Source organism: Bacteroidota bacterium (assembly GCA_013696965.1).
GTDB lineage: Bacteria > Bacteroidota > Bacteroidia > JACCXN01 > JACCXN01 > JACCXN01.
Genome location: JACCXN010000081.1, coordinates 1 through 14,346 on the forward strand (window position 1 = coordinate 1; position 14,346 = coordinate 14,346).

Consider the following 14,346-nt stretch of genomic DNA (forward strand, 5'->3'; position numbering starts at 1 on the left):
AGCTTGCGGTTGCACCAGCATTTGTCCAATAAGTTAAGGTTCCTGCGCCTGTACTTCCTGAAGTTACTGATGCTGCAGTTATATCTACCGTTGCTGGAGAACAAACTGCCGCAGGATTGGTAATTGAAAGTACAGGGGATGGGTTAATAGTAACAGTAACAGGTTCAATATCTGAACAACTTGATGCTGTTGATTGTATATAATAGGTACCGCTTGAACTAACCGCACTGGGTGAGGTTAAAACTGTTGTTGCACTGGCATTTGTCCAATAGCTTAGTGTTCCTCCACCTGTGCTGCCAGCCGTTACTGAAGCGGTAGTTAAATCTACCATTGCTGGAGAACAAACTGCCGCAGGATTTGTAATTGAAAGTACTGGTGTGGTATTAATGATAACAGTAACTGGTTCAATGTCAGTACAACCAGATGCTGAAGATTGTATATAATAAGTGCCGCTTGCACTTACAGCATTTGGGGATGTTAAGCTTGCGGTTGCACCAGCATTTGTCCAATAAGTTAAGGTTCCTGCGCCTGTACTTCCTGAAGTTACTGATGCTGCAGTTATATCTACCGTTGCTGGAGAACAAACTGCTGGAGGATTTGTAATATTCAAAACAGGATTTGCATTAACCTGAATTACAATTGTACCTGCATCACTTACACAACCACTTGCATTTGCGGTAACCGAATAAGTTCCTCCCATTGCCGTTGTAACATTATTAATGGTAATTGAAGTTGTATTTAGCGAAGTATAGCCATTAGGTCCAGTCCAATTGTAAGCAAAAGTTGCATCAGGAGAATTAACACTGATTATCAAAGTAGCTCCCTGACAAAGTGGATTAGTGGATGAACTAACCATTGGTGCAGCAGGAGCGCCTGGTGAACTTAAAGATGCTGAGCCTTGCACAGTACATCCTGCTGAACTCATAACTACAATAGAATAAGATCCTGCTCCAAGTCCTGTAAAAGTATTTGAAGCTGCAAAAGAGCTTCCTCCATTTATAGAATAAGTAAGTCCTGATCCTGTTGCATTAATTGTTATAGCTCCGTTGTTTACTCCACAACTAAGGGGGTCTGTTTCATTAATAGAAGTAATTATGGGATTTGCGTTAATTGTAACATTCACAGTGGCAACAGCACTTGAACAAGAATTTACAATAGCAATAACTGAATATGTTCCAGACATGGCCGTAGTAGCATTTGCTATAGAAGGATTTTGAGCTGTAGAAGCAAATGAATTAGGTCCAGTCCAGCTATAAGTTGCACCTGTTATAGTTGTTGCAGCCAGCATTATAGTTGAGCCTACACAAAGGACAGGGCTATTATTATAAGAAGCTGTAGGAGTCGCAGGTGTAGGATTAACAGTTACAGTTACAGCAGTTCTTGCACTAATACACCCATTAACACTTGTGGTTTGTACATAATAGGTTGTTGTAGCAGATAAAACAGGAGTTGTATAAACTGCACCTGTAATAAGTAATGTGCCTCCAGAAGCAGCAGTATACCATTGGTAAGTGCCTCCAGGTGCAGTTGCAGTTAAAGTGGCTGTGTTTCCTGAACATATTGTTGTTCCCAAGGCTGTAGGTGAAGCAGGTAAAGGGTTAATTGTAACTAAAACAGTTCCTGGATTTGTCACACATCCACTTACAGTCAATATCAAGGAATAAGTCCCTGCGTTGGCAGAAGTAATATTTGAAATCACTGGATTTTGGCTTGTGGAAGCAAAGCCGTTAGGGCCTGTCCAGCTATAAGTAGCTCCGGTAATTGAAGGAGTTGTTAAATTTAAGGTGTTTCCTTCACAAAGTGGACTGTTGGAACTTAAAGCTGGCGCAGCTGTTGAAACAATTGAAACTGTTTGGCTTGAAGTTTTTACGCATCCTAGTGCATCAGTAATTTGTAAGGTAATTGTATAATTTCCTCCGGATGAGCTGTATGTATGGGAGGGATTTTGTAATGTTGATGAGTTTCCATCTCCAAAAGTCCATAAAAAAGAAGAGTTTGCAGTTTGGCAGGTTTTAGTAAAATTGTATGTTCCGCAGGAAGGAGATACAAATGAGAAACCTGCATCTGGCCCAATAACTGCAGTTCCACCGTTACACGCACCCCCAAACGTTAAAGTAAATCCTGAATTTGAAGTTGAAAAATTATCTACTAAAAGCGTGTAAGTGTTTCCTGCAATAACATTTATTGGATTATAATTACCAGCAGTACTATTAGCATAAGCCTGCTGATTTCCCATACAAGTTTTTACTCCGGGCTCTGATGTTCTGCAGCTGCTTAATCCTGTAGAGCCTGTGCACCCGCTCCAGTTACAGGCAATGGCATTGCCCTTTGTAGTACATGTATTAGGGCTTCCTGTTATATTCCATATTGCCCAATCATAATCATTTGCACCATTGTTCGGATTTATATTAAACTCTAAAGTTCCACTGCAACCAATTGTGAATTTATACCACCTTGACTGTCTTTCCCCTCCAGATCCCCAACAAGAATTAGTAGAGCTCACCTCTTGAGTACCAAAGCCTGCTGTGGAAGAGGCCTGGTTAATTACGGCAGTATTACAAAGAATAGCAGCGGTTGAACAATCCTGTCCTGATGACACCGGGGGATTGGTTGTGGTCACACAACTTTGAAATGTTCCCGTTGTCCCGGTAGGGGTATTTGAAATTGTATAAAAATATGTTGTTCCTGATTGTAGACCATTAAAAACAGTGTTCATAGGGGAAGCACCACATTGACTTCCAACTAAATTAAGGCCTCCTGCACAGGTACCACCTACAAGTATAAGCTCAATGTTTCCAGTAAATGTACCAGCCGTAACAGTAAAAGTTGCCTGTGAACCCGTTGCTGTAAAGGAATACCAAACATCAGGATGAACACTGTTGTTGTTTCCTGTTTGGCATCCTACCACATTGTTCCAGCCATCTGTAGCATCTACTGTTGTACCTGAAACACAAGTGCCATCTGGCGTAACCACCTGAGCTGTAGTACATATATTATTTGCCGGCTGCGCATACAAATTGACTGAAAAAAACAAAGCAGCTATAAAAGGAAAAATTTTCTTCATGACGATTTGGCTAAAAGTTTGAGATTATTCGTAGATGAATTCAACTAAGGGTTTAAAGGAAGGAGAATTTACTGTTTTTCTTGATGGAATAAAAACAGTAATTAATTCACTAAGTGCTTCAGTTTTATCAATAGTATCATCCCTTAATTCCTCAATTTTGGTAAGTGTTTCTTGTGCGATTACTACTACATATTTTGATTGTGCAATGGTTATTTGATAAGTGCCTGGAGTAGCTATAGGTAATTCTACTTGTTTTCCCTGACTAAAAACAGTTGTGGTAAAAAACAAAGCAAAAAAAGAAAGAAAAGTTAATTTTTTCATAGAGATATAATTGTTTTTAATTTGTCATTTGGCAGTAGGCAGTAGGCTTGTAATACTCATTCCTAATTTTTAAAAAAAGCGAAAACGAATTCAAAATCAATATTTTTCAAAATAACAATCTTGTAAGACCATTTTTAATAAAAGGCCGGTTTAATGACTGAACCCTTACACAAGGGGGTTTTCAAAGAATTTGTAAAGATAGTGATATTCCTGTTCAAATTTTTATTTTGAATAATAATTGGTAATTGTATATTTAGCCGACCCTTAAAAAGCAATCAACACCCTGATTGTTAATAATTTGACTGTATTTTTGGGTGATTGTATTTGCAATATTTTGTATCTTTATGATGTAAATCTTGCAAATTATTTGATATGATTCCAAAACAGAAAGCGCAAAATCAAGTTAGTTTCTTTTTCTCTTTTGAGGATACTTTGGATAGAGAACATCAACTTTTTATTTTGGCCAATAAGGTTCACTGGGCGGTATTTGAAGAAACTTTTTTACCCTTATACTGCCAAAATTATAGCCATCCGGCCAAACCTATCAGATTAATGGTTGGTTTATTGATCCTTAAACATATTCGTAATATTTCGGATGAGAGCGTGGTTGAACAATGGCCTGAGAATATTTACTACCAATACTTTTGTGGCGAAACTTCTTTTGTGAGTGGGGCTCCTTGTGAAGCTTCTGAACTAGTTCACTTTCGTAAACGTATTGGAGAACAAGGGATAGAGCTGATAATTAAAGAAAGCATACGGATAAATTGTGCCGCTAACAAAGTTTGTTATTGAATATTTCGGTTCAAAAATTTCCAATCAACCACCATCAAAATAAATGGAAATAAATACAATTAAACATTAAATAAAAAAGGAGCCGCACTATGCAGCTCCCATTTTTCCAAATTATTAACCCTTATCGAATAAGAGTTACTGTTCCGGTATGTTCATACGGCTTACCATCCAGGCCTTCTGCTTTAATCATTACAAAATAAGTTCCATCTGCAGCCTCATTTCCAGATACTTTTCCGTCCCAGCCAACATTATAGTCATCAGAAACAAACACTAATTTTCCCCACCTGTTGTAAATTGAACAGCTGTAACTCTTTAAGCCGCGACTTTTTACTTTAAAAACATCATTTTTACCATCCGCATTTGGAGTGAATACATTTGGTGCTTCTAAATTAGAATCGCTTTCAACAAAAATTGTAACACTAAATGTGTCCGGGCAATTTGCCAGGCTACTGTAGGCTATAAGTATTACCTCATAGCTTCCGCCTTCTGTATAATTATAACTTGTGTCTTTTTGATTGGAGCTTATTCCTGTTCCAAAATGCCAGGTGTAATTATTTGCAAAGGAGGATTGATTTGAGAAGTTTACATTATGTGGGGTTATTCCAGTTAATGGTGTAGCCGTAAACAAAGCATCTGCATAATCAATGGTTGCAGTAGTTTGTGCCGAATTACTCACGCAACCATTTACCGTTACAGTTAAATTATATGTTCCTATATTCTGAGAGTTTAAATTATTAATCAAAGGATTTTGAACATTTGAGGTAAATCCATTTGGACCTGTCCAGTTAAAGCTTCCATTAACAACATCGGAAGCATTTAGTTGTATGTTTGTTCCAGCACATTGGGCATTAATTGACTGAATTATTGGATCCAATGGTTTTGAAAACACATTTACTGAAAGAACCGAAGGTAAACTGGTACAACCATTCTCAGTTAGTGTTGCCGAATAATTTCCCGCATGAAATGTGGATACATTATTTATTTGGGGATTATTGCCAGGAATTGATGATCCATTCGGACTTGTCCAATTTACAGTTCCATTAGTAAGTCCTGAGGAAAGAATTAAATTACCTCCTTCACAAGGGGTGTTGGATCCTAGAGTTGGTGCAGCTGGTATGGCTTGAACGCTAACAACTACTGGTTCTATAGTAAAACAGCCGGTTGTGGTATTCGTGTTTTGTATATAATAAATCCCACTTGAAGGGACCGAATTTGGAGAGGTTAATGAAATTGTTGCTCCGGCATCGGTCCAATAGGTTAAAGTTCCTCCTCCTGTGCTTCCAAAGGTTATTGATGGATCCGTTAAATTAACAGTAGATGGAGAACATACTACAGGAGGATTTGTAATTGCAAGAACCGGATTTGTGTTTATTGAAACAAGTACCGACCCAGTTACAGAGCATCCGGATTCAGTTATTTGAATATAATAAGTTCCACTTAAATTTACTGCATTTGGAGCTGTTAAGGAAACTGTTGTCCCTGCATCCTCCCAATAGGTTAGAGTTCCTGCTGATGTACTTCCAACAGTAATTGAAGGATCGGTTAAATCTATTGAATTAGGTGAACATACAGAAAGTGGGTCTGTAATTGTAAGGACTGGATTTGGATTAATGGTAACAATAACTGGTTGTAAATCGATGCAACCATTTTCTGTTGCTTGTATGTAATAAGTACCACTAGAAGTTACTGCATTTGGAGATGTTGATGCATTGGTTGCACCTGAATCGGTCCAATAGGTTAATGTTCCTGCCCCTGTACTTCCAGCGGTAACTGAAGATTCAGTTAAATCAACAGTTGAAGGTGAACATACCGCAGCAGGATTTGTAATGTCAAGCACAGGTTTTGCATTAATAGTAACAATAACAGGTTCAATGTTAGTACAACCTGATACTGAAGTTTGGATATAAAAAACTCCATTTACAGCAATTTCATCGGGTGATCCCAAGGGAATAGTTGCTCCTGCATCTATCCAATATGTTAATGTTCCACCCATCGTACTACCTGAAGTAACTGAAGCATCAGTTAAATCCACAGTTAAAGGTTCACATAATGGTGCAGGATCATTGATATTAAGAACTGGAATAGAATTAATTGTAACATCAACTGTTTCAATATTAGTACAACCTGATACGTTAGTTTGAATGTAATAGGTACCGCTTGTGCTTATTGCTTCTGGAGATATTAAGGCATCCGTTGCCCCTAAATCGTTCCAATAGGTATAATTTCCACCAGGTGTGCTTCCATCAGTAACTAAAGCGGCTGTTATATCTACAGTTTCTGGGGAGCATACTGCAATAGGGTTTGTAATTGTCAGGGTAGGAATGGAGTTTAATACAACAGTTACACCAAATGAAACTACTGGGCAACCTGTTAAGGAAACTGTGTTTGTTACAATATAAGTACCCGCAGAACTTGTTGTTAAATCAATTTCTCCGGTATTAACGTCTATGGAAAGGCCAGAAGAGGATGAAAAATTCCCTGAGCTTGCCCCTGGTGCTAATATGGGCATTGGATTTATTTCATTCAAACAAAAAGGTCCTGAATAATTAAAATCTGCCTCTGGAGCTGATGTAATAACAATTGTAACGGTTGAATCTTCAGAACAAATACCATTGGTTGTATACGTAATTGAATAAGTATTCGAAGAACTTAATGAAAGATCGATTTCTCCGGTACTTGCATCCAGGCTCAAGCCCATAGGAATTGCCGAAAAAGATCCTCCAACTGTTCCTGTAATAATTGGACTTGTTGTTCCTGACTGACAATAAACATCTGTTGAATATTCAAAAGAAGGATTATCATTTGGGGTAATGGTAATATTAACTGTATTGGCAGTCCCGGTGCAGCTTCCGATAGCATAGGTAACAGAATATACACCTTCATGAATACTATTTGCATTTGGTATAGTTGGATTTTGATTAGTGGATAAAAAACTATTTGGCCCGGTCCAATTATAGGTAACTCCCGATGAAACTGGGGTAAATAGATTTAAAGTTTGTCCTTCACAAATTGGGTTATTATAAGAGGCTGCAGAAGCAGGTGGCATAGGATTGATAGTGACATTAACAGAGCCTGCGGAGGATAAACAACCATTCACATCTAAAATTAATTCATATATTCCTGCAAATGCAGATGTTACGTTTGGAATAACCGGATTTTGATCTGATGAAGCAAATCCATTTGGCCCTGTCCAGTTATAAATAGCATCGGTAACTGTTGGTGTGGATAAATTTAATGTAGCTCCTTCACATATTGGACTATTGGATATAGCTGAAGGTGTTGCTACACCTGAAACATTTACTGTTACTACCCTTTGATACTGACACCCAAATTCATCTGTTGCAGAAAAAGTGTAATCAAATGAACCTGAAGTCGTGAAGGGTCCCACTGAAATAGTATTAGCCAATTGGTTTCCAATGCATGTTCCGGCCGTTGGACACATTGAAGGACCCGGATCTGTTACTGTTGTGCTGGTTGAGGATTGAGCAGGTACTATTGGCCCCAATCCACTATGACTCCAGTTAGCAGAGGCTATGTCTGGAGTAATTGATTCTAATGAATTATAACAAGAATTCGGGAAACTTAGGGCCCAGCCAAAAAGTGTACCATCATCTTGAAATAGATTGTCTGTAATTTTCAAAGTCCATATTCCATTAAGAGCTGCTCCATTTAATGCAGCGAAATTAGTGGCCGAATTAAAGGTAATTGGTCTGGTGTAATTACCCACTTCACAAGGTCCGGAATATATTGCACAGGATGCTGAAATGTTTGTTGTACTTGCATTTAATCCTGCTGGTGGCCAGGCAACTCCTCCTGTATTTACAACAGTATACAATGCTCCGCAACCAGGAACCTGGTCATCTTGTTCTTTACTACATGTTCCAAATTTATTGCCCGATCCTGTTTGATTAAAAACGCGAACCGTTTGGCCGCTAGGCGCTATTAAATCAATTGTAAGGTCACCTGTATATGAATGTTCAATATTAAAAGTCAGGGTTGGATAACAGCTTGGGGAAACAGTTGATCCTACAGGAAAAAAACCAGTATAATCAATTCCGGAAGTATAACTTACACCAGAACCATCAGGTAAAGGAACAACACCAGTAATAATGGTTGGTGTAGCCTGTGTAGCTGTTTGTGACTTTACAATACCATCTAAATTAACAGATTGACCGCAAGAAATACTTAAAGGCGAAGTTGTTGTTCCTGTGAAACTTGGTGGTGGTATAATTCGGATTAATTTTGTTGCCGAATTGGAACTCATGCATCCTGTTGGAAAAATACTTGTATTGCTATCCTTAACAAAAAGCTTCACGGAATAAACCCCTGCACTTGCGTAAGTGTGGGTGGTTGTACTTGTTGTTGTGGTATTAGTGGTTCCATCTCCCCATTGCCAAATATAACTTGAAATAGTAGTGCCTGGAGATGAGGTTGAAGGAGAAGCATCAAAAGCCACAGTAAGGGAGCCTGGGTTTAAAGCAGTTGTTGGGCAAATATCTAAGGTTGAATAATCTGTTAAAGCAGCAGTGGGATTAGTACATCCTGTGATACAAGAAACTGTTCCTACCCAACCTGCTCTTTGTACTGAACCATCAGAAAAAAATTGAAAAGTAATACATCCATCTGGACTAAGAGAATTTACAATAAAACTGCCTAAATTGCCACATAATTGATTGTCACTTGTTCCCGCACCACCAGCAGAACTGGCATGCCACAAATTCAGGTAATCATAACAGAAACCAGAAGCAGATTCAGTATTAAAAGATGAAAAATTTATGCTGATAACATCCCCAGGAGTTGAAGGACAAAAAGTAATCGTGCTGTTTTGATTTGCTGAATAATTCGATCCGGCACCTCCATTATCAACAAAAGTTCCAGAGCAAGTTGTAACAGTTCCATTGCTTCCATTATTCATTGTATAGGTTTGAGCTATGGAATAACCAGTGAACAATATGATGGATAATAATATCAGAAATATACTTTTCATAGTCCGCTTTATTTAATGTTTTGTAATCTGTTTTTTAATTCCTGGTCAAAAACATAAATATAACTGAGTTCCTCTAATGTATATATTGTCTTCACTTTTTGCGATAAATTTTCATGATACTTTTTTAGGGAAGTATAATAATTATATGATGCAGGATCGCTTATCTTTATTTTAAACAACTCTTCCTCAGTATATTTACTTAGCAAATTGGTGCTCTCAACATCAAAAATAGCATTGTTTGATACTCCATTCAATTTATATGAATAATCAATTTTTTTATATGTTTTAGGATTGAAAACGGTACCCGGAGGAAGGTTATAGCCTTTTTTGTCGGAATCCTGACCAAATGAAATAGAAACTATTCCCAAGAAGACGAAAAAAAATATGAATTTTTTCATTTTATATTATATTTAGAAGTCAATTGTTTGGCATAAAATGCACTAAGGAGTTGTAAAGGAAGTTATTTTCTTTTTATTTTCCAATTGCAAAACAAGATAACTCCGTTAATAAATGATTATTTAAATTGCTTTAGGCCCTATACTTAATAAATTGATATACATTCGGATAATAGAAACTTCTTGCTTATAAAATTAATCCATTTCCTTGAATTTCCTTAAATTTGAACTTTACCAAAATAAAATTCATGGCAACTAAAATTGAAAATATAGACGACTATTACAAGGCCTATAATAAAAGTATCGATCAACCCGAAGCATTTTGGGAAGAAGTTGCCGAATCATTTACCTGGAGAAAAAAATGGGATAAGGTATTGGAATGGGATTTTGAAAACCCCGATATTAAATGGTACAAAGGAGCTAAACTTAATTTTACAGAAAACTGCCTGGACAGGCATTTGCAAAACAAGTGGGACCAAATTGCAATTATATGGGAACCAAATGAACCTGATGAGGAAGGTAGAAAAATAACATATAAAGAGCTCTATTCTATGGTTTGCCGCTTTTCTAACTGCCTTAAAAAACAAGGAGTTAAAAAAGGAGATCGGGTTTGCATTTATATGCCAATGATTCCTGAACTTGCTGTTGCCCTTTTAGCATGTGCACGCATTGGTGCTGTACATTCTGTAGTTTTTGCCGGATTTTCTGCAAATTCAATTGCAGAAAGAATAAATGATTCCCAGTGCTCACTTGTTATTACCAGTGATGGGGCTTACAGAGGGCCAAAAGATATTCCTATAAAAGCTTTGGTGGATAAGGCACTTGAATCTTGTGCTTCTGTACAAAGCGTGATCGTTTATAAACGGACTAATACTTCAATAAACATGAAGGAAGGGAGAGACTTTTATTGGGAAACCCTCATGGAAAATGAAGATGATATATGTGAGGCCACAGAAACAGATGCCGAGGATATGCTATTTATTCTTTATACATCCGGATCTACGGGAAAACCAAAAGGAGTGGTGCATACATGTGCTGGATATATGGTTTACACTGATTACACTTTTAGGAATGTTTTTCAATATAAAGAGGGAGAGGTTTATTGGTGTACTGCCGATATTGGCTGGATTACAGGACATTCTTATCTGGTTTATGCTCCATTACTTGCTGGTGCTACAACCCTAATGTTTGAAGGTGTTCCATCATATCCTGATTTTGGACGGTTTTGGCAAATTATAGATAAGTTTTCGGTAAATATATTTTACACTGCCCCTACAGCGATAAGAGCCCTTGAAGCTGCAGGAACACAATGGGTGGAACCCTATTCTTTAAATTCATTAAGGGTTTTGGGATCTGTTGGAGAGCCTATAAATGAAGAGGCCTGGCATTGGTATGATATAAATATTGGAAAAAGAAAATGTCCTATTGTAGATACTTGGTGGCAAACGGAAACAGGAGGAATAATGATTTCTTCTATTGCTGGTATTACCCCTTCTAAACCTGGCTATGCTACTTTGCCTCTTCCGGGAGTACAACCTGTGCTTGTGGATGAAAAAGGAAATATTTTAGAAGGAAATGAAGTGGAAGGAAACTTATGTATTAAATTTCCCTGGCCATCAATTATCAGAACCACCTATGGCGACCACGAAAGATGCCGCATTAATTATTTTTCGACCTACAAAAACCTCTATTTTACAGGCGATGGATGCAAAAGGGACAAAGATGGAAATTATAGAATTACAGGAAGAGTAGATGATGTAATTAATGTTTCAGGACATAGAATTGGTACTGCTGAGGTTGAAAGTGCAATCGACATGCATGAAGATGTAGTGGAATCTGCTGTTGTAGGTTTTTCTCACCCAATTAAAGGACAAGGTATTTATGCCTATGTAATTTGCACTAAAATTAATGCTGATTCTACTAAATTAAAGCAGGAAATAGTCGAGATGGTTAATAAAATAATTGGTCCAATTGCCAAACCTGATAAAATTCAAGTGGTTAAAGGACTACCAAAAACAAGGTCAGGAAAAATTATGCGAAGAATATTAAGAAAAATTGCTGAAGGTGAAACTTCTAACCTTGGTGATACAAGCAGTTTGCTGGATCCTGCAATTGTAGATGAAATTAAAGAAGGGGCTTTGAAACAATAAGACATCGAAAATTATAACAGTTGGCCTGTTATTAAAATCTATGATATTCATTAATTATAAAAACTAGGGTTCATTTATAACTTCAATACTTACTTTTGCCAGTCCGCTTTTTATCATATTTAAATCTGAAGCAGCTTTTATTGAAAGATCTATCATCCGGGATGATTTTAAAGGGAGCCTATCATTTATTCTCACCTCAACTACTTTTTGGTTTTTTAAATGAGTAACTCTTACAACAGTACCAAAGGCAAGTGTTTTATGAGCTGCTGTATAGTTTTCATTGCTAAAGATCTCCCCGTTTGCTGTTTTTCTCCCTTCGAATTTTTTATGGTAAAAACTTGCCACGCCATTAACAATATTTTCCTGGGTTGGAAAATATATTGCTGTTAAAAACGCGATAAATAAAATTATAAATACCTTCATACACTACTAAAGTACAAAAAAATACCCTATTCCGCACATCTTTTCTATCTTTTGTCTCAGATAAAACAAAACTACTTATCTTCGCAAAAACCTTTTTACAATTGGCAGACAGTTTAGTAATTATACCAACTTATAACGAAAGGGAGAACATTGAAAAGATTCTTCGAAAGGTCTTTTCATTGGAGAAAGACTTTGATGTACTCATTGTGGATGATAATTCACCAGATGGTACAGCACAAATTGTAAAAAACCTTATGCAGGAATTCCCTGGCCGTTTATTTATTGAAGAACGTAAAGGCAAAATGGGCCTGGGTACTGCTTATACACATGGATTTAAATGGGCTATCCGGAAAGGTTATGATTTTGTTTTTGAAATGGATGCAGATTTTAGTCATGATCCTGAAGATTTATTGCGTCTTTACAATGCCTGTGCAAAACAAGGTGCTGATGTTGCAATTGGTTCCAGGTATGTTTCTGGAGGCAAAGTGAAAAACTGGCCCATTGGAAGAATCTTAATGTCCTATTTTGCTTCCGTTTATGTTCGCCTTGTTTTATGGATTAATATCCGTGATACAACGGCTGGTTTTAAATGTTACAAAAGGAAAGTCCTTGAATCCATCGATTTAGACAAAATAAAATTCATGGGCTATGCTTTTCAAATTGAAATGAAATATACTGCCATAAAATTAGGTTTTAAAGTTGTAGAAGTGCCTATTACCTTTATAGATCGTAAGGAGGGCACTTCAAAAATGAGTTCAGGAATTTTTAAAGAAGCATTTCTGGGAGTTTTACAGATTAAATTCTCTAATATTAAAGCAAGGCATTTAAATTCTTCAAGGAAAGCTGCTAATGCGGCAAAAACAAATGAATAAAAATTACTTAATAAAAAATGCATCACTTATTAATGAAGGGTGTATAAAGATTGCTGATGTATTGATTAGCAAAGGCCAAATTAAAAAGATAAATACCAATATTATTCCAACTGCTGATGATATTGTTATTAAAGGAACAGGAAAATTTTTACTCCCTGGCGTAATTGATGACCAGGTCCATTTCCGGGAACCCGGGCTCACCTACAAAGCAGATATTTATTCTGAATCAAGGGCAGCCGTTGCAGGAGGGGTTACCTCTTTTATGGAAATGCCAAATACTGTTCCCAATACCCTTACTATTGATTTGCTTGAAGAAAAATATGAAATGGCGGCAAAAAAATCTCTTGCCAATTATTCTTTTTTCATGGGAGCATCAAATGATAATATAAATGAAGTTCTAAAGGTTAATCCCAAAAATGTCTGCGGAGTTAAAATTTTCATGGGTTCCTCTACGGGAAACATGCTTGTTGATAGCCAAGAAGCTTTAGAGGATATCTTTTCTAAATGTAAAATGCTTATTGCTGCACATTGTGAGGATGAATCCACAATTAGGGCCAATTCTCAACTATTTAAAGAAAAATACGGAGAAGATGTTCCAATTCAAGCACATCCACTTATTCGCAGTGCAGAGGCCTGTTATAAATCTTCTTCTTTTGCGATTGAATTGGCAAAAAAGCACAATGCAAGACTACACGTTCTACATATTTCAACTGCAAGAGAAATAGAATTGTTTGAAAAAAAACCTTTGAAAGAAAAAAGGATAACCGCAGAGGCTTGTATTCACCATTTGTGGTTCACTGATGAAGATTATAAAACAAAAGGAACTTTAATAAAATGGAACCCAGCTGTTAAAACAAAGGCTGATAGGGATGCCATTTTAAATGCAGTAAAAGATGGTTTTATTGACATAATAGCAACTGACCATGCCCCTCATACATTAGAAGAAAAACAAAACAAGTATTTTAGCGCTCCTTCAGGAGGGCCACTTGTTCAACATGGCTTGGTTGCAATGTGTGAATTGTATCATCAGGGTAAAATAAGCCTGGAAAAAATTGTGGAGAAAATGTGTCATGCTCCGGCTGAATTATTTGAAATTGAAAAAAGAGGATTTATTCGAGAAGGATATTGGGCTGATTTAGTCCTTATAGATCTTAATTCACCCTGGAAAGTAGAAAAAGAAAATATTTTTTACAAATGTGGCTGGTCGCCTTTTGAAGGTCAGGTGTTCAAATCAAAAATTAATTACTCTTTTGTGAATGGGCATCCGGTATATCAGAATGGAACATTTGATGAAACAATAAAAGGCTCAAGATTAATGTTTGATAGGGCTTAGAAACTTAAA

The 14,346-nt window shown here is 36.9% G+C and carries 8 protein-coding genes and 1 pseudogene; 4 read left to right on the top strand and 5 right to left on the bottom strand.

Translation table 11 applies throughout. The annotated features are described in order from the left end of the window. The coding region (locus H0V01_11790; protein MBA2584054.1) for a hypothetical protein at window positions 1-3,064 on the bottom strand (3,064 nt) is incomplete at its 3' end. Window positions 3,065-3,088: 24 nt separating this feature from the next. Then, window positions 3,089-3,385: a hypothetical protein gene (locus tag H0V01_11795; GenBank protein MBA2584055.1), complete on the bottom strand. Its 297-nt coding sequence runs from the start codon at window positions 3,383-3,385 to the stop codon at window positions 3,089-3,091. Window positions 3,386-3,757: 372 nt separating this feature from the next. Here H0V01_11795 and H0V01_11800 point away from each other — a divergent pair. Then, a pseudogene (locus H0V01_11800) lies at window positions 3,758-4,150 on the top strand (transposase). A 148-nt stretch (window positions 4,151-4,298) separates the two neighbouring features. On the opposite strand, the gene H0V01_11805 reads toward H0V01_11800, so the two are convergent. Beyond that, entirely contained in the window at window positions 4,299-9,164 is a 4,866-nt protein-coding gene (locus tag H0V01_11805; GenBank protein ID MBA2584056.1) for a gliding motility-associated C-terminal domain-containing protein, read from the bottom strand. Between the two features lie 8 nt (window positions 9,165-9,172). Then, entirely contained in the window at window positions 9,173-9,562 is a 390-nt protein-coding gene (locus tag H0V01_11810) for a hypothetical protein (GenBank protein MBA2584057.1), read from the bottom strand. A gap of 245 nt (window positions 9,563-9,807) precedes the next feature. On the opposite strand from H0V01_11810, the gene acs reads away from it, so the two are divergent. Then, window positions 9,808-11,709, top strand: a complete 1,902-nt coding sequence (gene acs, locus H0V01_11815) for an acetate--CoA ligase (GenBank protein MBA2584058.1) — start codon at window positions 9,808-9,810, stop codon at window positions 11,707-11,709. 63 nt (window positions 11,710-11,772) lie between these two features. Here acs and H0V01_11820 read toward each other — a convergent pair whose 3' ends face one another. Continuing rightward, entirely contained in the window at window positions 11,773-12,132 is a 360-nt protein-coding gene (locus H0V01_11820; GenBank protein ID MBA2584059.1) for a septal ring lytic transglycosylase RlpA family protein, read from the bottom strand. Between the two features lie 101 nt (window positions 12,133-12,233). Between H0V01_11820 and H0V01_11825 the strand changes: the two genes are divergently transcribed. Together H0V01_11825 and H0V01_11830 are read left to right on the top strand one after the other, a co-directional pair. Then, window positions 12,234-13,004, top strand: coding sequence for a polyprenol monophosphomannose synthase (locus H0V01_11825; protein MBA2584060.1), 771 nt, complete (start codon window positions 12,234-12,236; stop codon window positions 13,002-13,004). Continuing rightward, on the top strand, window positions 12,997-14,337 hold the full coding sequence (locus H0V01_11830) for a dihydroorotase (protein MBA2584061.1): 1,341 nt from the start codon (window positions 12,997-12,999) through the stop codon (window positions 14,335-14,337). The genes H0V01_11825 and H0V01_11830 overlap by 8 nt, the downstream gene beginning before the upstream one ends. The last annotated feature ends 9 nt before the right edge of the window (window positions 14,338-14,346 follow it).